The sequence below is a fragment of the Streptosporangium sp. NPDC002524 genome, assembly GCF_040295985.1.
Taxonomy (GTDB): Bacteria; Actinomycetota; Actinomycetes; order Streptosporangiales; family Streptosporangiaceae; genus Streptosporangium.
This window is the reverse complement of the sequence record NZ_JBEOWK010000007.1, coordinates 225,455-245,759: the sequence shown is the minus strand read 5'-3', so window position 1 is coordinate 245,759 and position 20,305 is coordinate 225,455. Positions and strand designations below refer to the sequence as shown.

19 protein-coding genes and 3 tRNA genes are annotated in these 20,305 nt (G+C 71.3%); 12 read left to right on the top strand and 10 right to left on the bottom strand.

The window, feature by feature from the left end; translation table 11 throughout:
- Nucleotides 1–140: 140 nt before the first annotated feature.
- Genes ABT053_RS14585 through leuC form a run of 3 tightly spaced genes read right to left on the bottom strand, consistent with a single transcriptional unit; the run spans nucleotide 141 to nucleotide 2,350 of the window.
- A complete protein-coding gene (locus ABT053_RS14585) occupies nucleotides 141–395 on the bottom strand; it encodes an SCO5555 family protein (protein ID WP_350969486.1) in 255 nt (84 codons plus the stop codon).
- Nucleotides 374–961 (bottom strand): 3-isopropylmalate dehydratase small subunit, encoded by a 588-nt coding sequence (gene leuD / locus ABT053_RS14580; RefSeq protein ID WP_350969485.1) that lies wholly within the window; start codon nucleotides 959–961, stop codon nucleotides 374–376. Before leuD ends, ABT053_RS14585 begins: the two co-directional genes overlap by 22 nt.
- 12 nt (nucleotides 962–973) lie before the next feature.
- A complete protein-coding gene (leuC, locus tag ABT053_RS14575) occupies nucleotides 974–2,350 on the bottom strand; it encodes a 3-isopropylmalate dehydratase large subunit (RefSeq protein WP_350969484.1) in 1,377 nt (458 codons plus the stop codon).
- 70 nt (nucleotides 2,351–2,420) lie between these two features.
- Between leuC and ABT053_RS14570 the strand changes: the two genes are divergently transcribed.
- Both ABT053_RS14570 and ABT053_RS14565 read left to right on the top strand, forming a co-directional pair.
- Nucleotides 2,421–3,137 (top strand): IclR family transcriptional regulator, encoded by a 717-nt coding sequence (locus tag ABT053_RS14570; protein WP_329085241.1) that lies wholly within the window; start codon nucleotides 2,421–2,423, stop codon nucleotides 3,135–3,137.
- A 293-nt stretch (nucleotides 3,138–3,430) separates the two neighbouring features.
- Entirely contained in the window at nucleotides 3,431–5,173 is a 1,743-nt protein-coding gene (locus tag ABT053_RS14565; protein ID WP_350969483.1) for a hypothetical protein, read from the top strand.
- A gap of 292 nt (nucleotides 5,174–5,465) precedes the next feature.
- Here ABT053_RS14565 and ABT053_RS14560 read toward each other — a convergent pair whose 3' ends face one another.
- From ABT053_RS14560 to ABT053_RS14545, 4 genes are all read right to left on the bottom strand, one after another.
- Entirely contained in the window at nucleotides 5,466–5,978 is a 513-nt protein-coding gene (locus ABT053_RS14560) for a PaaI family thioesterase (protein WP_350969482.1), read from the bottom strand.
- Between the two features lie 320 nt (nucleotides 5,979–6,298).
- A tRNA-Glu gene (locus ABT053_RS14555) sits at nucleotides 6,299–6,371 on the bottom strand.
- Nucleotides 6,372–6,384: 13 nt separating this feature from the next.
- Nucleotides 6,385–6,460, bottom strand: a tRNA-Glu gene (locus tag ABT053_RS14550).
- Between the two features lie 62 nt (nucleotides 6,461–6,522).
- Nucleotides 6,523–6,594: transfer RNA gene (locus ABT053_RS14545), tRNA-Gln, on the bottom strand.
- A 175-nt stretch (nucleotides 6,595–6,769) separates the two neighbouring features.
- Here ABT053_RS14545 and ABT053_RS14540 point away from each other — a divergent pair.
- Together ABT053_RS14540 and ABT053_RS14535 are read left to right on the top strand one after the other, a co-directional pair.
- Nucleotides 6,770–8,749, top strand: coding sequence for a M3 family metallopeptidase (locus tag ABT053_RS14540; RefSeq protein WP_350969481.1), 1,980 nt, complete (start codon nucleotides 6,770–6,772; stop codon nucleotides 8,747–8,749).
- Between the two features lie 110 nt (nucleotides 8,750–8,859).
- Nucleotides 8,860–10,509 (top strand): carboxylesterase/lipase family protein, encoded by a 1,650-nt coding sequence (locus tag ABT053_RS14535; RefSeq protein ID WP_350969480.1) that lies wholly within the window; start codon nucleotides 8,860–8,862, stop codon nucleotides 10,507–10,509.
- A 55-nt stretch (nucleotides 10,510–10,564) separates the two neighbouring features.
- Here the strand turns inward: ABT053_RS14535 and gltX are convergent, their stop codons facing one another.
- Nucleotides 10,565–11,896 carry a glutamate--tRNA ligase gene (gene gltX, locus ABT053_RS14530; RefSeq protein WP_350969652.1) on the bottom strand — a complete coding sequence of 444 codons (1,332 nt, stop codon included), beginning with the start codon at nucleotides 11,894–11,896 and terminating at the stop codon, nucleotides 10,565–10,567.
- 28 nt (nucleotides 11,897–11,924) lie between these two features.
- Nucleotides 11,925–12,701 carry a fumarylacetoacetate hydrolase family protein gene (locus ABT053_RS14525; RefSeq protein ID WP_344749100.1) on the bottom strand — a complete coding sequence of 259 codons (777 nt, stop codon included), beginning with the start codon at nucleotides 12,699–12,701 and terminating at the stop codon, nucleotides 11,925–11,927.
- A 235-nt stretch (nucleotides 12,702–12,936) separates the two neighbouring features.
- Here ABT053_RS14525 and ABT053_RS14520 point away from each other — a divergent pair, with 235 nt between their 5' ends.
- The 7 genes from ABT053_RS14520 (at nucleotide 12,937) to ABT053_RS14490 (ending at nucleotide 17,285) form a co-directional block, all read left to right on the top strand.
- Complete coding sequence (locus tag ABT053_RS14520) at nucleotides 12,937–13,431, top strand: Asp23/Gls24 family envelope stress response protein (protein WP_436760117.1); 495 nt, start codon at nucleotides 12,937–12,939, stop codon at nucleotides 13,429–13,431.
- 899 nt (nucleotides 13,432–14,330) lie between these two features.
- A complete protein-coding gene (locus ABT053_RS14515) occupies nucleotides 14,331–14,513 on the top strand; it encodes an Asp23/Gls24 family envelope stress response protein (RefSeq protein WP_350969479.1) in 183 nt (60 codons plus the stop codon).
- Complete coding sequence (locus tag ABT053_RS14510) at nucleotides 14,510–14,698, top strand: hypothetical protein (RefSeq protein WP_344749107.1); 189 nt, start codon at nucleotides 14,510–14,512, stop codon at nucleotides 14,696–14,698. Before ABT053_RS14515 ends, ABT053_RS14510 begins: the two co-directional genes overlap by 4 nt.
- On the top strand, nucleotides 14,695–15,369 hold the full coding sequence (locus tag ABT053_RS14505) for an Asp23/Gls24 family envelope stress response protein (protein WP_350969478.1): 675 nt from the start codon (nucleotides 14,695–14,697) through the stop codon (nucleotides 15,367–15,369). Before ABT053_RS14510 ends, ABT053_RS14505 begins: the two co-directional genes overlap by 4 nt.
- Nucleotides 15,369–16,214, top strand: coding sequence for a DUF6286 domain-containing protein (locus ABT053_RS14500; RefSeq protein ID WP_350969477.1), 846 nt, complete (start codon nucleotides 15,369–15,371; stop codon nucleotides 16,212–16,214). The genes ABT053_RS14505 and ABT053_RS14500 overlap by 1 nt, the downstream gene beginning before the upstream one ends.
- A gap of 5 nt (nucleotides 16,215–16,219) precedes the next feature.
- Complete coding sequence (locus ABT053_RS14495; RefSeq protein WP_350969476.1) at nucleotides 16,220–16,801, top strand: Asp23/Gls24 family envelope stress response protein; 582 nt, start codon at nucleotides 16,220–16,222, stop codon at nucleotides 16,799–16,801.
- A gap of 61 nt (nucleotides 16,802–16,862) precedes the next feature.
- A complete protein-coding gene (locus ABT053_RS14490; RefSeq protein ID WP_350969475.1) occupies nucleotides 16,863–17,285 on the top strand; it encodes an antibiotic biosynthesis monooxygenase family protein in 423 nt (140 codons plus the stop codon).
- A 279-nt stretch (nucleotides 17,286–17,564) separates the two neighbouring features.
- Here the strand turns inward: ABT053_RS14490 and ABT053_RS14485 are convergent, their stop codons facing one another.
- On the bottom strand, nucleotides 17,565–18,161 hold the full coding sequence (locus ABT053_RS14485; RefSeq protein WP_350969474.1) for an HD domain-containing protein: 597 nt from the start codon (nucleotides 18,159–18,161) through the stop codon (nucleotides 17,565–17,567).
- A gap of 339 nt (nucleotides 18,162–18,500) precedes the next feature.
- Between ABT053_RS14485 and ABT053_RS14480 the strand changes: the two genes are divergently transcribed.
- A complete protein-coding gene (locus tag ABT053_RS14480) occupies nucleotides 18,501–20,180 on the top strand; it encodes a heparinase II/III domain-containing protein (RefSeq protein WP_350969473.1) in 1,680 nt (559 codons plus the stop codon).
- Nucleotides 20,181–20,305 lie beyond the last annotated feature (125 nt).

Sequence of the window (20,305 nt, the reverse complement as noted above, 5' to 3'; positions counted from 1 at the left end):
ATGTCCGGGAGTGGGTCACGAGGCAGAAAACCCGTCTCACCCGATTTGTCACGGCGAGGGGTCTCATCACAGATCTCTCATCAACGATCACGATGAGAAACCCCTTGCCCGCTTGAAATTAGGGGACGGAGCCGTATGACTCAATCACCTTCCGCAATGTTTCCAGTGCTTGGCGTATCTGAAACCACGACATCAATACTGAGAAGGAACAAATCAAGACGCCCGGCGGCGTGTTCGAGGTCGCGTTTGGCCAAATCGCAGATGGCCAGAAGGCGCCGGGCGAGACGTTTTCTCTCCTCGGCGGGGACGGGCAGGGACCGGACGCGGCGGTGCGCCTCGCGCAACCGCCACGCCAGCTCGTGTTCTGAACTCGTCAGACGGTCGTCGGCAGCCATGGCTGCCGACCATTCTCGTATGCCCCTATGGCGTCGGCGTTGCGCAGGGTCAGCCCGATGTCGTCCAGGCCCTCCGTGAGCCGCCAGCGCGTGTAGTCGTCGATCTCGAACGCGGCGACCTCGGCACCCCAGCGGACCTGGCGTTCTCCCAGGTCGACGGTGATCTCCAGGGCTGGGTCCGCCTCCACCGCGGCCTGCAGGGCCTCGACGGTCTCGCCCGGCAGGACGACCGGGAGCAGACCCATCTTGGTGGAGTTATTACGGAAGATGTCCCCGAAGCGGGCCGCGATCACGACGCGGAAACCGTACTGCTGCAGGGCCCAGACCGCGTGCTCGCGGGAGGAGCCGGTGCCGAAGTCGGGTCCGGCGAGCAGGATCGTGGCGCCCTCGTGGGCGGGGTTGTTCAGCACGAAGCCGGGGTCCTCGCGCCAGGCGGAGAACAGGCCCTTCTCGAAACCGGTCCGGCTGACCTGCTTGAGCCAGACGGCGGGGATGATCTGGTCGGTGTCGACGTTGCTGCGGCGCAGCGGCACGGCCCGGCCGGTGTGGGTGACGAACGCTTCCATCGCGAGGACTCCTTACAGGTCGGCGGGCGCGGTGAGCTTGCCGGTGACGGCGGTCGCGGCGGCGACCTGCGGGGACACGAGGTGCGTACGGCCGCCCTTGCCCTGGCGGCCCTCGAAGTTGCGGTTGGAGGTCGAGGCGCTGCGCTCGCCGGGGGCGAGGGTGTCGGGGTTCATACCCAGGCACATGGAGCAGCCGGCCTCACGCCACTCGGCGCCCGCCTCCTTGAAGACCTCGTGCAGCCCCTCCTGCTCGGCCTGGAGCTTGACCAGCATCGAGCCGGGCACGATCAGCGTGCGCGTGACGACCCGGCGCCCGCGCAGCACTTCGGCCGCGGCGCGCAGGTCCTCCAGGCGCCCGTTGGTGCAGGAGCCCACGAAGACCGTGTCGACCTGGACCTCGCGGAGCGGGGTGCCCGCGGTCAGGCCCATGTACTCCAGGGCGCGGGCGGCGGCCGCCGGGTCGTCGGTGTCCTCGGGACGCGGCACGGACGTCCCCAGCGGGGCACCCTGGCCGGGGTTGGTGCCCCAGGTGACGAACGGGGTCAGCGTCGAGGCGTCGATCTCCACGACGGTGTCGAAGGCGGCGTCCTCGTCGGTCACCAGCGACCTCCAGTACGCGACCGCGGCGTCCCAGTCGGCGCCGGACGGGGCGTGGGGACGGCCCTTGAGGTATTCGAAGGTGGTCTCGTCCGGCGCGATCAGGCCCGCGCGGGCGCCCGCCTCGATGGACATGTTGCAGACGGTCATCCGGCCCTCCATGGAGAGCTTGCGGATGGCCTCGCCGCGGTACTCGACGATGTATCCCTGGCCGCCGCCGGTGCCGATCTTGGCGATGATCGCCAGGATCAGGTCCTTGGCCGTGACGCCGGGCGGCAGCTCGCCGGAGACCTCGATGGCCATCGTCTTCGGCCGGTAGGCGGGCAGCGTCTGGGTGGCCAGCACGTGCTCGACCTCGGAGGTGCCGATGCCGAACGCGATGCCGCCGAAGGCGCCGTGGGTGGAGGTGTGAGAATCACCACACACGATCGTCATGCCGGGCTGGGTCAGGCCGAACTGCGGCCCGATGATGTGGACCACGCCCTGGCCCGCGTCGCCCATCGGGTAGAGCCGGACACCGAACTCCGCGCAGTTCTTGCGCAGCGTCTCGACCTGGACCCGCGACACCGGGTCGCTGATCGGCCCGCGTACGGTCGGGACGTTGTGGTCCTCGGTGGCGATGGTGAGCTCGGGGCGCCGGATGGGGCGATTGGCCAGGCGCAGGCCGTCGAACGCCTGCGGGCTCGTGACCTCGTGAATGAGGTGCAGGTCGATGTAGAGCAGGTCGGGTTCTCCTTCAGCGCGTCGCACGACGTGCTGCTCCCATACCTTCTCCGCGAGCGTGCGGCCCATGTCGCCTCCTTGCGATCGGCTGTCCCACTCCCACTTGCTTTCTCATATGTCGAGACGGCAGTATCGGTGTATGGACAACTCTAGCGGAGTCGGCGTACTCGACAAGGCCGTCCTCGTGCTCAACGCCCTCGAAGCAGGCCCGGCGTCCCTCGCGCAGCTCGTTCAGGCCACCGGCCTGGCACGGCCCACGGCCCACCGGCTGGCCGTCGCGCTGGAGCATCACCGGATCGTCTCCCGCGACACACAGGGCCGGTTCGTGCTGGGCCCACGCCTGTCCGAGTTGTCCACGGCCGCCGGCGAGGACCGGCTGCTCGCCGTCGCCTCCCCGGTCCTCACCCAGCTCAGGGACCTGACCGGGGAGAGTGCCCAGCTTTACCGTCGCCAGGGCGACGAGCGGGTCTGCGTGGCCGCCGCCGAGCGCGCCAGCGGGCTGCGCGACACCGTGCCGGTCGGCTCGGCGCTGCCGATGCTCGCCGGTTCCGCGGCGCAGATCCTGCTCGCCTGGGAGGAGCCCGACCGCCTGCACCGGGGCCTGCGCGGGGCCAAGTTCACCGCGGCCACGCTGGCGAGCGTGCGGCGCAGGGGCTGGGCGCACAGCGTCGGCGAGCGCGAGCAGGGCGTGGCCAGCGTCTCGGCGCCGATCAGGGGCGCGGGCGGCAAGGTGGTCGCCGCGGTGTCGGTCTCCGGCCCGATCGAGCGCCTGACCCGCACCCCCGGCCGCCTGCACGCCGCCCCCGTGGTCACCGCCGCCGAACGGATCACCGAATCGATGCGCCGCGCCAACTGAGCGCCTGCCGGAGGACCGCCTGGGGACTCAGCCGAGGACCGGCCGAGGACCGGCCGAGGACCGGCCGAGGACCGGCCGAGGACCGGCCGAGGACCGACTGCAGGTCGGCTGGAGGACCGCGCTTGGGGACCCGGCCGAGGGTCGGTTGGAGGAGCGGCCTGGGGGCGGCTGACAGCGAACGGGCACGCCGAGGCGGCCGGATCACCCGACCGGAGGGCCGTGGTGGTTGACACCGGCCCACCGGAGGGCGATATGAGGAGGCGAGCACCCCTCCGGCCCCCTAGGCTGGGAAGGTGACAGATCGCATCGAGGCAGCCGCGGCTGAACTGCGTCCCCTGCTCCAAAACTTCATCCTCTGGGCGCGTGAGAACGCACCCGGCAGCGATTCCAATCTGGTCGGCTCTGTCGCACTCTGGCACCGCCTGATCGCCTCCGACGACGTCGGCCGGTGGAAGCAGTCCGACCTGCGCACGGTGCTGCTCGACCGGATGCCACAGGTCGTCGAGGACCCCGACGCGGCCGCCGACGGCATGGTGCCCGCGATCCGCGCCTACCTGACCTTCCTGTCGGAGTCCGACCGCCTGGCCAAGGGCTCCGCCTCGCTGGGCGACCTGCTCGCCGAGCTCGACCGCCTCGAGGACGACTTCGTCGACGCCATGGAGGACCTCGTCGTCGAGGACGACGACGAAGACGACGAGGAGTACGACGAGGAGTCCGAGGGGCTCGGCGACTTCGAGCCGTTCGCCGACGAGCTCTCCGAGCTGCCGACGATCCGGCTCCGCCCGGACGGCGAGCTGGCCGCGGCCACCCGCGGGACGACCCTCATCGCCAAGGCCCGCGACCTCGCGGTCTGGGTCGGGACCGAGCGCCGGGTGGGCGAGACGAGCCTGCTCGACGACGCCGAGATCGTCGAGGCCCTGGGGGTCCTGAAACTTCCGGTCCCCGAGAAGGGCGACGCGTCGCTGGCCGACTCCGTCCCCGCCCTCTGGAACATCTGGAACCTCGCGATCGACCTCGACTTCCTCCAGCCCGAGGGCGAGGACACGGTCAGCGTCGACGCCGACACCGCGGAGTGGCCCTTCGAGGAGGACGACGACGCCCTCGACGCGTGGATGGCGGGCCTGCACTCCATCGACTACGGCGACCCCGAGCTGGAGGACGAGGAGGCCACGATCGCCCTGTCCGGGCTGACCAGGGCCCTGCTGGTCCGGGTGCTGCTCGCGACGGGCTCGAAGCCGCTGGCCGAGCTCCGCACCGAGCTCGCCGAGGCCGCCGCCGAGTACGACGACCTGGGCGCCGAGGCCTGGTCCGCCGCCACCGCGCAGTACGGCGACCCGCTCAACCCCGTGCTCGACTGGCTCGCCGGATACGGCATGGTCGAGGTGGAGCACGACCAGGTGCGGCTGACGCCGCTCGGCATGGAAGGCGTGGTCCACCTCGTGGACGACGCCGACATCGAGCTGGACGCCCGGCCCGCCATCGACGCGATGACGGCCCTGGACCTGCTCTCCTTCGGCGCCGAGCTTCCCGAGGAGGAGGCCGACGCCGAGTTCGCGGCCTGGATGGAGCTGCGCGCCCCCGAGCAGGCCGCCAGGGACCTGCTGGAGGCCGCCGCCGAGGACGACGCCGACGCGCTGATCCGGGTCCAGGCGGCCAGCATGGTCGGCTCGCTCGGCGACGTGGCCGTGCCCGCGTGGCGGGAGGCCCTCGACGAGCCGTCCCTGCGCCCGTACGCCGCCACCCACCTGGCCCAGCTGGGCGTCGAGGACGCCCCCACGCCCACCCAGGCCGACACCCACTGGCTCATCCTCGACATGCTGACCATCTCCGCCGGTCTCGGCCGCCCGGAGTTCGTCAGCAGCCTCGACGATATCGGCAACGTACCGAACCTGGTCAGCCTGCTCGAAGTGATCTGGAAGGTGCCGCACCCGCACCTCGAGGAGCTGCTGGAGGCGATCGGCAAGGCCCACCCCGACAAGCAGGTGGGCAAGGCGGCCAAGCGGGCCCTGTTCAAGGCCCGCTCGGGCCAGAACTAGCCTTCCGGTCCCGCTCCGGAGCCACGGACGACCGGCTCCGGAGCAGGCCCCGGCCCAGCCCTGCCCTCAGCCCTCCCCCCGCCCCGGCCTCTGCCGTGGAACGGCCGGGGACGGCCGGGGACGGCCGGGAACGGCCGGGGACGGCCGGGAACGGCCGGGGACGGCCGGGAACGGCCGGGAACGGCCGGGAACGGCCGGGGACGGCCGGGAACGACTGGGGACGACTGGGGACGGCCGAGAAGCGCCTGGGGACGGCCAGGGACGGTCAGGGACCGCCCGGGACGGGATCGGCTCAGCGCAGCGGGAAGACGGCGCAGGTCGTGGTGGCGTGGGCGTACAGCTTGCCGTCGCCCTCACCCACGATCCGCGCCTCCGCGGTGGCGACGGTCCGGCCCACGTGCAGGGTCCTGCCCTCGCAGCGCAGCGGCCCGGTGCTCGCGTGGACCGGCCGGACCATGTTCACCCCGAGCTGGACGGTCGTGTACGCCTTGCCGGGCGGCAGCTCCGTCATGACCGCGCACCCGAGGGCCGAGTCGAGCAGGGTGGCGAGATAGCCGCCGTGCACGCTTCCGAGCGGGTTGTAGAGGTGCTCGCCGGTCTCCCCCACGAAGACCGCCAGGCCGCGCTCGACGTGGGTCAGCCGGAAACCGAGCGTGCTCGCGATCGGCGGCGGGGGGATGCGGCCGTCGGCCAGCCGCTCCAGGAACTCCAGGCCCGACAGTTCCGCCACGTCGGCGGGGAGTGTCGGCGGCGCCCACGAGTGGGTCCGCGAGATCGTCGGCTGGGTCTGGGGCGTCGTCGACATGGGCTCCACCATCGCGAGGGGTCATACCTGGGTATGGATTACGTACTCTGCACAGTAGGTGATGGGCCCGGCCGCCGGGGAGGGCGCCCCGCACTCCTGGATTCGCACTCCTGGGCCGTACTGCCGGGCCCGCGCTCCTGGATCCGTACGCTGGATCCGCGCTCCTGGGTCCTGTACGTCTGTACCGCCAGGCCCGCCCGAGCGCGGGGAAAGCGCGGGAGCGGAAACACGAAGGCGGGCCCGGAACGGGAGGCGCGGGAATTTCATGAAATCCGGAAATGCGAAAACCCCGGAAGCGATCGCTTCCGGGGTTCGCGATGTAGCCCCGACCGGATTCGAACCGGCGCTACCGCCTTGAGAGGGCGGCGTCCTAGGCCACTAGACGACGGAGCCTTGCGAGAGACAGTGGTAGTCCCGACCGGATTCGAACCGGCGCTACCGCCTTGAGAGGGCGGCGTCCTGGGCCACTAGACGACGGGACCCTACACACTGTCATCAGATTCGGAGGGGACCGAATCTGCGGCATCTTCCAGAGAAGATGCAGCTGGGGTACCAGGACTCGAACCTAGAACAACTGAACCAGAATCAGCCGTGTTGCCAATTACACCATACCCCACCGCGCTGGACCCCCTTGCGGGACTCGCTGGCGACTCCGAAAGAATAGCCCAGGTTGGGGGTCAAGACCAAAACGATTGCCGTCGGCCGAATCGCGGTATCACCCGGCTGCCGCCACCAAGGTCCACTGTGTAACGCTGCTGGAGAGATCCGGCCGCACGTGAGGAGTTCCCGCTTTGACCGACAACCCGTTCTTCACCCCCAGCCAGCTGCCCTACGGACTTCCGCCGTTCGCCCTGGTCAGGGAGGAGCACTACCTCCCGGCCTTCGAGCGCGGCATGGCCGACCAGCTGCGTGAGGTGCGGGAGATCATCGAGAATCCGGAGCCCCCGACGTTCGCCAACACGATCGAGGCCCTGGAGCGCTCGGGACGGATCCTCAACCGGACCGTGACCGTTTTCTTCAGCGTCTCCGCCTCCGACGCGACCGACGGCATCCGGGAGATCGAGACGGAGGTCTCCCCCAAGCTCACCCAGCACGCCGACTCCATCCGCCTGGACCGCTCCCTGTACGCCCGGATCAAACAGGTGACGACCGACGACGCCGAGGAGGCGTGGCTGCTGGAGAAGTACCGCGTCGACTTCGTCAGGGCCGGGGCCGACCTGTCCGAGGCCGACCAGGAGCGCCTCAGGGAGCTCAACGAGGAGCTGAGCAGGCTCGCCACGACCTTCTCCCAGAACCTGCTGACGGCCTCCACCGCCTCCGCCCTGGTCGTCGATGACGTCAGGCTGCTGGATGGGCTCTCCGAGAGCACGATCAAGGCGATCGAGAAGGACGGCTCGTACGTCCTGACGCTGTTCAACCACACCAACCAGCCCTCTCTGGCGGAGCTGACCGACAGGGAGACCCGCAGGAGGCTGTACGAGCTGTCCACGGGCCGGGCTCCGGAGAACTTCGAGCTGGCGGCCAGGGTGGCGACCCTCCGCGCCGAGCGGGCGGCGCTGCTCGGCTACCCCAGCCACGCCGCCTACTCCGTCGCCGACCAGACGGCGAAGACCACCGACGCCGTCGAGGAGATGCTCGGCAAGCTGGTGGGCCCGGCGGTGGCCAACGCCCGCCGGGAGGCCGAGGCGCTGAGCGAGCAGGCCGGCTTCCCCATCGAGCCGTGGGACTGGTCCTTCTACGCGGAGCGGGTGCGCAAGGCCCGCTACGACTTCGACGGGGCCGACCTGCGCCCGTACTTCGAGCTGGACCGGGTGCTGCGCGACGGGGTCTTCCACGCGGCGGGCGAGCTGTACGGGGTCGTCTTCTCCGAGCGCGACGACCTGGCCGGGTACCACCCGGACGTGCGGGTCTTCGAGGTGTTCGACGCCGACGGCTCGCCGCTCGGGCTGTTCCTGTTCGACGCGTACGCCCGGCCCACCAAGCGCGGCGGGGCCTGGATGAACAACCTGGTCGACCAGTCGCACCTGTTCGACGAGCGGCCCGTGGTGATGAACAACCTCAACATCACCAAGCCCGCCGAGGGGCCGACGCTGCTCACGTTCGACGAGGTCAACACCGCCTTCCACGAGTTCGGCCACGCCCTGCACGGCCTGTTCTCCGACGTGCGCTTCCCCCGGGTCTCCGGCACGGCGGTGCCGCGCGACTTCGTGGAGTACCCCTCGCAGGTCAACGAGATGTGGGCCACCTGGCCGTCGATCCTCGCCAACTTCGCCAGGCACCACGAGACCGGCGAGCCCGTGCCCGCCGAGCTCCTGGAGAAGATGAAGGCCGCCGAGAAGTTCAACCAGGGCTTCAGCACCGTCGAGTACCTCGCGGCGGCGCTGCTCGACTGGTCCTGGCACAAGCTCGCGGCGGGCGAGACCGTCGAGGACGCCGAGGCGTTCGAGAACGCGGCCCTGGAGCGGGCCGGGATCGCCTTCGAGCTGGTCCGCCCCCGCTACCGGACCAACTACTTCGCGCACATCTTCTTCAGCGGGGTGGGCGGCTACAGCGCCGGCTACTACTCGTACATCTGGAGCGAGGTGCTCGACGCCGAGAGCGTCGACTGGTTCAAGGAGAACGGCGGCCTCGGGCGCGGGAACGGCGACCACTTCCGCTCCACCCTGCTGTCGGTGGGCGGCTCGCGGGACGTGATGGAGGCCTTCCGCGACTTCCGCGGGCGCGACCCGCGCATCGAGCCCCTGCTGAAGCGCCGCGGCCTGCTGACCTAGCCCCCCTGCCCGCGTGGCCCTTCGTCCATCGCGGGGGTGCGGGAAACCGCACCCCCGCGATGGGCGCAGGGACAGTGCGCGCGACGCGTCCGGCGGGCATCGTAAAGGTCATGAAACGACCACGGAACAGGATCAGCGCCGCGCTCGTCGCCGGTCTGGCGGGAGCCCTGCTGCTGGGAGCCGCCGACCCGGCCGCGGCCGGCGAGGCGGCTTCCGCGGGGGGTACGACGGTCCGTACCGACGCCGGGTGGGTGAAGGGCGCGGAGACCGGCGGTCAGCGGCTCTTCCAGGGCATCCCGTACGCCGCGCCGCCGGTCGGGGAGCTGCGCTGGCGGTCGCCGCGGGCCGTCGCCCCGTGGCAGGGGGTGCGCGACGCCACCGCGCCCGGCAGCCGGTGCGCGCAGACCGCCGACGACTGGGGGCTGCCCGCGAGCGAGGCGGAGGACTGCCTCTACCTCAACGTGACCGCGCCCGCGCGAAGCGGCGGGAACCGGCTCAGGCCGGTCCTGGTGTGGCTGCACGGCGGGGGCCTGACGAGGGGCGCGGGCAGCGACTACGACGCCCGCAGGCTGGCCGGCCGGGGCGACGTCGTGGTGGTGACGGTCAACTACCGGCTGGGGATGCTCGGGTTCTTCGGCCATCCCGGGCTGGAGAACTCCGGGGCCTTCGGGATCGAGGACCAGCAGGCGGCCCTGCGCTGGGTGCGGCGCAACGCGGCGGCGTTCGGCGGCGACCCGCGCAACGTCACCCTGGCCGGCGAGTCCGCGGGGTCGCACTCGGTGTGCGCGCAGCTCACCTCCCCCTCGGCGGCGGGGCTGTTCCACCGGGCGATCACCCAGAGCACCCCGTGCGGGGCGGGGAGCTTCGACGGCACCCCGCTGAGGCCGGTCCTGGATCTGCCCCTGTGGCTGCCCAAGGTCTCCTACGAGGGCTACGGGCAGTATCTGGCCGCCCTGCTGGGGTGCGCCGACCCGGGGACCGCGGCCGCCTGCCTGCGGGGCAAGCCGGTGGCCGACCTGCTCACCCAGGACCCCCTCCCGCTGCCGGGGTACGGCAACGCGGTGCTGCCCGAGGACCCGGCGAAGGTGCTCCAGGAGGGCCGCTTCCACCGGGTGCCGGTGCTGACGGGCATCACCCGGGACGAGGGCACGCTGTTCGCTCCGCTGATCTCCCAGGGGCCGATGACGGCGGAGGGCTACGAGGCCGCCGTCAACACCAGGTTCGGCGCCGCGGCGCCCGAGGTCCTGGCCCGGTACCCGGTGGGCATCCACGACGGCCCGCCCTTCCAGGCGGTGGCGGCCATCATGAGCGACCTGGACTGGGCCTGGCCGGCGCGCGACACCGACCTGCTGCTCGCCCGGCACGTGCCGACCTACTCCTACGAGTTCACCGACCGTACGGCGCCCCCGCTCTTCCCGCTGCCCCACGGGATCAGGCCGCTCGCCGCGCACGGCTCCGAGCTGTCGTTCCTGTTCGGGGTCGGCTGGGAGTCCGCTCCGCTCACCCCCGCGCAGCGGCGGCTCGGGGACACGATGATCGACTACTGGTCGAGGTTCGCCGCCACCGGCGACCCGAACCGGCCGGGCCTGCCCGCCTGGAAGCGCGTGCGCCCCGCCGACGGCACGCCGTACGTGCAGGAGCTGTCGCCGGGGCGGGGCGGCATCAAGCCCTTCGACCGCGCCTCGGCCCACAACCTCGCCTTCTGGGACGACCTCGCCTCGCGGGGGACGGGGGCCGGGCGGGGCGCGAAGGCCGGATGAGGACCGGATAGGGGCCCGGAGCCCGGTCCCGATCCGTGAGGCGAGGTCCGGCCGGTCAGGCCTGGAGCTTCGCGAGGGCGGCGCGGAGGCGCTCGGCGGAGCGCTCGCGGCCGAGGACCTCGATCGACTCGAACAGCGGCAGGCCCACGGTCCGGCCGGTGACGGCGACGCGCACGGGGGCCTGGGCCTTGCCGAGCTTGAGGCCCTGTTCGAGGCCGACCTCCTCCAGCGCGGTCTTCAGCGACTCGGGGTCCATGTCGACCGTCTCCAGGCGGGCGAGATAGCCGGTGAGGATCTCCACGGCGGAGTTCTTCATCGCCTTGTCCCACGAGGCCTGGTCGAAGACGGGTTCGTCCAGGAAGAGGAAGTCGACGTTCGCCGTGATCTCGGACAGCACCGCGATGCGGGTCTGGGCGAGCTCGGCGACCCTGGCGAAGGTCGCGCGGTCCCAGCCGGGCTCCAGCCACGGCTCGCAGCGGGCGGCGAACTCCTCCAGGGGCAGCGCCCGGATGTACTCGCCGTTGAACGCGCGGAGCTTCTTCTCGTCGAAGAACGCCGAGGAGGGGTTGACGTCCTCCAGCTTGAACAGCGGCACCATCTCCGCCCAGGGCATGATCTCCCGGTCGTCGCCGGGGCCCCAACCGAGCAGCATCAGGTAGTTGACCATCGCCTCGGCGAGGTAGCCCTCGTCGCGGTAGGACTCCAGGGCGACCTTGTCGCGGCGCTTGGACAGCTTCTGGCGCTTCTCGTTGACGATCACCGGCACGTGCGCCCAGGTGGGCGGGGTGACGCCGAGCGCCTCCCAGAGCAGCTGCTGCTTGGGCGTGTTGGACAGGTGCTCCTCGGCCCGGACCACGTGGCTGATCCGCATCTCGACATCGTCGACGACGTTGGCCAGCACGAACAGCGGGGAGCCGTCGCCGCGCGCGACGACGAAGTCCTCCATCGCGTTGTTGGGGAACTCGACGGTGCCGCGGACCAGGTCCTGGACCACGGTGACGCCCTCGTCGGGCGTACGGAAGCGGACCGCGCCCTCGGTCAGGCCCCGGTCGCGGCAGAAGCCGTCGTAGCCCTGGTGCTCGGAGCCGGTGCGCGCCTTCACGTCGTCACGCGTGCACGTACAGTAGTAGGCCCGGCCGCCGGTGACGAGCCCGGCCACGGCCTCGCGGTGCTGCTTCTCGTACGACGACTGGAAGTAGGGGCCCTCGAAGGCCGGGTTGTCCGCGTTGACGCCGATCCAGGCGAGTGCCGAGATGATGCCCTCGGTCCATTCGGGGCGGTTGCGCGCGGCGTCGGTGTCCTCGATGCGCAGCACGAACCTCCCGCCGGCCTGTTCGGCCAGGGCCCAGTTGAACAGCGCGGAGCGGGCGCCGCCGACATGGAACATGCCGGTCGGCGAGGGGGCGAAACGAACCCTAATCACGGGAGACCACCCGGTTGCTGAGAGTGCCGATTCCTTCGATGAAGACGCTGACCTCGTCGCCGACGTTGAGCGGGCCGACCCCCTCGGGGGTCCCGGTGAGGATGACGTCACCGGGGATCAGGGTCATGACCGCGCTCACGTGGGCGATCAGCGCGGGGATGTCGTACATGAGCTTGGAGGTGCGCGAGTTCTGCTTGATCTCGCCGTTCACCGACGTGACGATGCCGACGTCGCCCGGGTCGAGCTCGGTCTGGATCCACGGCCCGAGCGGGCAGAAGGTGTCGAAGCCCTTGGCCCGGGTGAACTGGACGTCCTTCTTCTGCAGGTCCCGCGCCGTGACGTCGTTGGCGCAGGTGTAGCCGAAGATGACCTCGTGCGCCCGCTCGCGGGGCACCTCGCGGCAGAGCCTGCCGATCACCACCGCCAGCTCCCCTTCGTAGTCGACCCGCTGGGAGAGCGTCGTCGGGTAGGCGATGGCCTCGCCCGAGCCGATCACCGAGGTCGACGGCTTGAGGAAGACCAGCGGCTCGTCGGGGACCTCGCCGCCCATCTCGTGGGCGTGGTCGGCGTAGTTCTTGCCGATCGCGACGACCTTGCTGGGCAGCATGGGCGCGACCAGCCTGACCTGGGAGAGCGAGTATCGCTCGCCGGTGAACTGGATCGGCCCGAACGGGTGACCGGAGATCCCGGAGATGAACTCCTCCCCCGGGCCTCCCTCGACCACCCCGAACCCGACACCGTCTCCTGTGGAGAACCTCGCTATACGCACACGACAAGGCTAGTCGCGCTCGGGGTCCCGCCGGACCGTGCCAGCGTCTCCCCGTCCCAGTGCCAGGGAAGCGCGCACCATATACGACTAAAAATGTCTACAAATCCGATTTTATCGATAGCGCCATGTTTGCTCCAAGAAAAGCTATGTCCTGATTTATAGGCATATGAGGGGTATGACCGCCTGAGAGGCATCGGGGAGGCCAGAAGGCCTTCCTACGGGGGAAGGAACGGACGTGACCGAATCCAGCACGGTGAACAGGCCCAAGGGCGACGAGGCCACGGTGCCCAGGGCACGCACCGACAGTCCCGGATCCCAGGGTGGCCTGGTCACCTCCAAGGGGACCACCACCATCGACAGCGGGGTCGTATCGAAGATCGCGGGCCTCGCGGCCAGGGAGATCCCTGGCGTGCACAACATGGGCGCGGGCACCGCACGCGCTCTCGGCGCGGTACGCGGCATGGTGGGCGCCGACAAGAGCGCCAACCAGGGAGTCTCGGTCGAGGTGGGCGAGCGGCAGGCCGCCGCCGACCTGGAAGTGGTCGTCGAGTACGGGATCGCCATCCCCGACCTGGCCGCCGCCGTACGCCGCAACGTGATCATGGCCGTCGAGCGCATGACCGGGCTCGAGGTCACCGAGGTCAACATCAAGGTCTCCGACGTCCACATGCCCGGCCAGGACAAGGACAGGCAGGAAGAGTCGTCCGAGTCGGAGCCCCGCGTCCAGTGAGCGGCCCGGCAGGCGGTGCGGCGGGACCGGGCCGCGAGCCCGGGGACCCGGCACGCGAGAGCGCGACTCCTCCGGCGCCGGCGGATCCGGACCGCGAGACGACCGCGCGGCACGGAGAGCCCGGCGGCGAGACCACCGGGCCCGCCCGGCCGGGAGAGCCCGGCCGCCGGACGACCCCGCCCGCGCGGCGGGAGGAGTCCGGTCGCCGGACGCCCATGCCCCCGCGACCGGAAGAGACCGGTCACGGGACGACGCCCGCGCGGCCGGGAGAGCCCGGCCACGGGACGACCACGCCCGCGCGGCCGGAAGAGTCCGGCGGCGGGGCGACCACGCCTCCGAGGGGTGGGGGGCCCGGTCGCGAGACGGCCGCCCCCGCGCGCGGATCGGGGGAGCCCGCCAGGACCTCCGTCCCGACACCGGCGACGGCCATACCCGCGCACCGGCCGAACGATCCGTCTCGCAAACCGGCCGCCGTACCCCGGCAGAAGGCCCCGCCCGCGCGCGAGCCGGAGGGTCCCGCCCGGAGAGCGGCCGTCCAGGGCCGGGAGACCGGTGGCGGCTGGGAGACCGGTGGTGGCCGGGAGACCGAGACGGGCCGCAACCAGGAACCAGGTCGTAGCCAGGAACCGGGTCGCGGACAGGAACCAGGCCATGGTCAGGAACCAGGTCGCGGCCGGGGGGCCGGGGAGACGGTAAGGCCCTCGCGCGAGGCCGGGGAACCGGCCCGTGGGGCGGCCACCGCGACCCGGCAGGCGCCGGAGCACGCACGCGAGACGGCCGCGTTCGCCCGCGAACCGGAGGACCCGGCTTTCAAGGCGTCCGCCCTCGCGCACAGGATCACCGACGCCGTACGGCGCTGCCCCGACGTCGTGGACCTGTCGGGCGGGCCGTTCGGGACCGTGGCGACCTATCTGCCCGGTGAGCGGTTGCCCGGGATCGCGCTGCGCGAGGACGAGGTGGAGGTCTCGATCGTCGTCAGGATGGGCCGCCCGCTACCGGAGATCGCCGACGAAGTGCGAGCGGCGGTCGCTCCGATGGTGGGCGATCGGCCGGTCAACGTCCATATCGGAGGTTTGAGATGAGTAATTTCCCAGTGTGGTCCGTAGTCGGCACGATCGTCGGCGTCCTTCTGGGCTTCGCGGCGGCCTTCGGCGGCCTGGGCGCGTTCCTGCTGGTGCTCGTACTGGGCGCCGTCGGGTTCCTCATCGGCCGATTCGCGGAGACCGGAGAGGTCGACCTGTCCCGGCTGGCGGCGAGACGTCGATGAACACCCCTGTCGAGCACCGTCCCACGTCCTCGGGGACGTCCGCGGATCCGGACCCCCCTGCCTCGCGGCAGGCGGGCTCCGCCCTCGCGGAGACCGGGCGGTCAACGCGATCCGCCGTCCCCGCCCAGCCGTCGCGGCAGGCCGTACCGGCCGAACAGCGTGGCAGGACCGACATATCCGACCGGGTGGTGTCGCGCATCGCGGCCCGCGCGGCCGGAGAGGTGGCACGGGTACGGGAGGTCGGCGAGCGGGGGCCGCTGTCCTTCCGGGGCGGCACCCGCGCCACCCTCGACGGTGAGCTCACGACGCTCCGGCTGGACGTGACGGTGGAGTACCCGGCCCCGATCCGCGAGGTGGCCGAGGAGGTCAGGCACCACGTCGCCCGGCGGGTGATGGCCCTCACCGGCAAGGACGTCGGCTACATCGACGTCCTCGTCACCAACGTGGCCTCCACCCGTGACGACCACGGCGATCATGGCGATCACGGCGACCGGGAGGCCTCGGGAGCCTCGGGGTCCTTGGGGGCCGGGGGCGCCACGACGGCCGGAGGAGATCCGGCGGGCGGCTCCGGCCGGACCGGTGCCGGAAGCCCGGACCGGACCACCGCGCCCGCAGGCGACCCCGCCGACAACCCCACCGAGGACATCGTCCCGCTACGTGAGGAGCGATGATGGCCAGGCAGGTACCCGACCCGGGGGAGCCGGTCCCCAGAGCGGAACCGACCGGTGAGACGACGCCCACACCCCGTCCGGAGATGACGGAACCGGCCGCACCACCGGCATACGGCACGACAGACCCGGCCGCACCACCGGCGTACGGCACCACCGATCCGGCCGCGTCATCGGCGTACGGCACGACCGAGCCCGCCGTACCACCGGCGTACGGCACGGAACCCGCCGTACCGTCGGCCTACGGCACGACGGAGCCCTACCCGCCGCCGATATACGGCACGGTGGCGAAGGACGCCTCCGCGGATCGCGCGGCGGTCAGGGCGTTCCGCCCGCGCCGGGTGCTTCCGTCGGTCCTCACGGCCATCGTGATGACCCTGGTCGGCCTCCTTCTCGCGCTGGAGGTCATCTCCGCGCTGCTGGGCCGCCCGCTCCGCCTGGTGCCGTACGACCGGATGCTGTCCTGGGCGGCGTCGACGCCGTGGAACGACCCTCGGGTGATGGCGGGCGCGGGCCTGGCGGGGCTGCTTGGCCTGTTGCTGGTGCTGCTCGCGATCGTCCCGGGACGGCCCACGCTGATCCCGGTGAGGACCGGGGACAAGGACCTCGCCATCGGCATGCAGCGCCGGGGCTTCACCCGGTCGCTCGCCCACGCGGCCGAGCAGGTGCAGGGGATCGAGCACGCCCGGGTGCGGCTGCGGGGAAAGGCCGTGCACGTCGCGGCCGACAGCGGCATGCGGGACACCCGCGGGCTGGCCGACGCCGTACGGGAGGCCGTGAACCTGCGGATCACCGCGCTCTCCCCCGTCTGGAAGTATCCCGTCCGCGTGTACCTGCGAGAGAAGTGAGTGCCATGGACGACAAGACCGCCCGGGGCAACCGGCTGGGGTTGCTCATCGTGGGACTGGCGCTGATGGTCCTCAGCGCCCTGGCGATCGCACGCGGCGCGAGGGCGTTCCCGCAGGCGCCGGCCCGCAGCCCGCTCGTGGACGGCTCGGTACGCCAGCCGTTCGCCACCTACGACCCGTGGCTGTGGTGGGTGATCGCGGCGGCGGGCATCGTGCTCGCGCTGTTCGGCCTGCGCTGGCTGCTGGCCCAGGGACGCCACGAGAAGCTGGGCGGCATGCGCCTGGACGGCGGCCCCGACGGGGTCACCGAGGTCGACACGGGCAGCGTCACCGACGCGGCGGCCGCCGAGGCGGGCACGCACCCCGCGATCATCAACGCCACCGCCGACATGATCGGCACGAGCGCGCACCCCGCCGTACGGATGAAGGTGACGGTCGCCGAGGACGCGCCGATGAGCGCGGTCCGCGAGCAGCTGGGCGGGGTGGTCATCCCGCACATGCGCCAGGCGCTGGAGGCCGAGCGCATGCCCGCCGTCGCCCGGGTGAGCCTGGAGGACGCGCCACGCCGCCGGAGGACCCTCGCCTGAGCCACGTGACGGAGCGCCGATCATAGAGTGATCAGGGAAACCAACGCTTCGAGGAGACGATGTGCCTTCGGTCGTGAAGATAAACGCGCTGACGGTGTCCGGGGAGATGCGCGAGGAGCTGGAACGCCGCTTCTCCAGCCGGGCGGGGATCGTCGAGTCCGCGGACGGGTTCGAGTGGTTCGAGCTGCTCCGTCCCGTGGACGGCACCGACCGGTACCTGGTCTACACCCGCTGGCGTTCCGAGGAGGATTTCAAGCGCTGGACCGAGAGCCAGGCCTTCCAGCGGGGCCACGCCCAGGCCGCCGCCGAGGCCGGACAGGGGCAGGGACACGGCAACCCCCACAGCGCGGCCCAGGGCCACGGGCACGGTCAGGGGCAGGGCCCGGCCCAGGGTCACGGCCCCGGGCAGGGACCGGCCGCCACCGGGGCCGAGCTGTGGTCGTTCGAGGTCGTCCAGAGCACCGGCCCCGCACCCGGAGCCTGACCGGCGGCGAGAGACCGAACTCCCCGCGGGAGGCCGTCGGCGGTCCGGGGACCGGGCCTCCGGCGGGGAGCTTTCAGCGGTCCGGGGGCCTGGCTCCCGGCGGTGAGCTTTCAGCGCTCCAGGAGACCAGGTTCCCGGCGGGAAGCCTTCAACGGTCCGAGGGGACGGGTTCCCGGTGAAGAGTCCTCGACGGTCCAAGGGGCTTTCAGCGGTCCAGGAGCTCGGCTCCGGGCAAGGAATCCTCAGCGATCCAGGGGCTCGGCTCCGGGCGGGGAGTCGTCAGCGGTCCAGGGGGTTGGCGGCGATGCGCTCGGCGGCCCCCGCGCGGACGAACCGTCCGGCCAGGCTGTCCGGCTTGCGGGTGCCCTGGTCGACGAAGCACGCGGTGAACTCCGGGCCGATCCCCAGCCGGGGGTAGTGCCGCAGCACCTCGGCGCGGAGCTCCGCCGGGAAGTCCTCCGGCCGCCGCCCGGAGATGTCGAGCGCGGTGGACAGTTCGAGCAGGTATCCCTCGGGGTCCTCCTCGGGGTCGACCTTGTCCCACATGTGGCGTACGACGATCTCCGACGCGCGCACGCGGCGCTCGACGGGCCACCCGGCCCCGGCGGCGAAGACCCACGCGACATGGCCGCCCGCCTCCTCGAACGGCACGGTGTGGCTGTCGAACTCCTTGACCAGGCCGAGGTCGTGCATCATCGACGCGACGTACAGCAGCTCGTCGTCGAAGGCGACACCGTTCATCGCACCGTAGGCCGCCGCGAACAGGTAGGCGCGGACGGAGTGGTTGAGCAGGGCGGGCGAGCAGTAGGCGGTCGCCACCTCCAGCGCGCCTCGGGCGGCCGGTGTGTCGGGGATGACGATGTCGGCGAATCTCATGTCGCCCAGCCTGCCGAAACGCGGCGGCGTCCGCGAGTGGCAGGAGAGACATCGACCGACGAAATCCCGCCACGGGCGAGCGGACGGTGAACGGACCGGGCGGGAGTGACACGGGACGGCAGGAGCGACGGGAACGGCGAGGACGGTGAGAGCAGCGGGAACGCTGTGCGTCCCCGCGAAAGCCGTGACCCCCGTGAAAGCTGTGAACGCTGTGAGGAAACTGGGAGACCCGCATCTAGTTGCTAACGATGTTTCAGAAGGGACCATCCCAGCTTGACCGGTTTGGTGGGATTCGGACAGCATGATCCGCCCCCCTCGTTCGGCCCGGAAGGAACTGGCGTGCGCCGCCGCACAAAAGCATTAGCCCTCTGCATCAGCCTCCTGATGACCTGCGGCGTCACGGTCGGGACCGCGGAGGCGAGGGAGGCGAAACGCACAGCCGAGTGCCAGGGCGACTGGCTGCCCGCCACGCCGACGTCGACGGACATCATGAACGGCGAGGTCGACTTCCTCGACCTCGACCCGGTGAAGGTCGGCAAGGACGTCGACTGGCGCACCGACCCCTACCGGAACCGCTCGTGGAGCATGGTCTTCCACTCGCTGCGCTGGATGGGCCGTCTCGTCGCCGACTACGAGACGAACGGCAACGAGGCGTACCTGACGCGGGCCGTCGAGATCGCCAAGGACTGGGTGGCCGACAACCCCCGCGGCGGCGCGAAGACCAGCCCGTACGCCTGGCAGGAGCACCCGATCGCGCTGCGCGCCCCCGCGCTGGTCTGCCTCAGCAAGCACGTCGGCGGCTCGTGGCTCACCGGCAGCCTGGCCGAGCACGCGAAGATGCTCTCCGACCCGAGGCTGTACGAGAAGGGCCACAACCACGGCATCGACCAGGACATCGCGCTGCTCGGCATCGGCTGCCGCTACGGCCGCGACCAGTGGTCCAGCCTCGCGATCAGGCGGCTCACCGAGACCGTGAAGCTCGACGTCGACTCCCAGGGGGTGCTGCGCGAGCAGGCCCCGCGCTACGCGCTCTACGTCCACGACCGCCTGAAGGTCGCGATGGAGAACATCAAGGCGTGCAAGCGCGCGGTGCCCGGCGACATCTCCCGGCGCTGGGAGTCGCTGGAGGACTTCATCTCCCACTCCACCCAGCCCGACGGGTTCATGGTCCCGATCGGCGACGGCGGCGCGGACGTGCGGCCGGTCGGCTACAGCCACCCGAAGCAGACCGTACGGGTGTTCGGCGGCGGCTACGTCTACGGGCGCACCGCCTGGGACAAGCCCGAGTCGGCGTTCTACTCCATCCGCTTCGGGCCCGGCATGAAGTACCACGGCCACGAGGACCACCTGGGCGTGACCTACTACGCCCAGGGCCGTGACGTCCTGGTCGACGCCGGTTTCGACTCGTACGAGAACAGCGGCTACCGCAACTGGACGATCTCCCCCGAGGCGCACAACACGTCGATGGTCGCCGGGGAGAGGTTCCGCGGCAAGACCGCCACGACGCTGAGCAGGTCCTCGATCGGGCAGGACCGGCAGAGCTACCGGCTGACCGACAAGGCCTACGGCGTGCCCAGGACCCGCTCGGTGCTCGTCAACCACCGTCAGGACGCGATGGCCGTGCTGGACACGGTCCCCAAGGGCTCGAAGGTCCGCAACGTCTGGCACTTCTCCCGTGACCTGTCCACCGTCTCCAGCGGGGGCGGCCAGGTCGTGGTGAAGGACAAGGCGGGCTGGAGGGCGACGCTCGTCCAGGTCTCGATGCCGTCCTGCCGTCCTGTCTCCGGGCTGAAGGTGGTCCGCGGCCAGAAGAGCCCGTACCAGGGCTGGGTCTCCTCCGCCTACCTGCAGAGACACCCTGCCCCCGCGGTCGTCTCCCCCGCCTCGGGCGACCCCGTGCTGACCGTGGTGGTGCCCGGCAGCGCGAAGCCGTCGCTCTCCTGCTCCGGCGGCAAGGTCAGCCTGGAGACCTCCGAGGGCCAGGTGAGCTTCCGCGTCAGCGGCGCCGACCTCTCCTGACCGGTCTTACGGCAACCTGGTCACCAGGTCGGCTCTCGGCGGCTTGGTGACAGGGCCGGCTTTAGCGGCTTGGTGACCAGGTCGGCGCGTCAGCGGCGCCGACCTGTCCCACGGGTCTCCCCGGC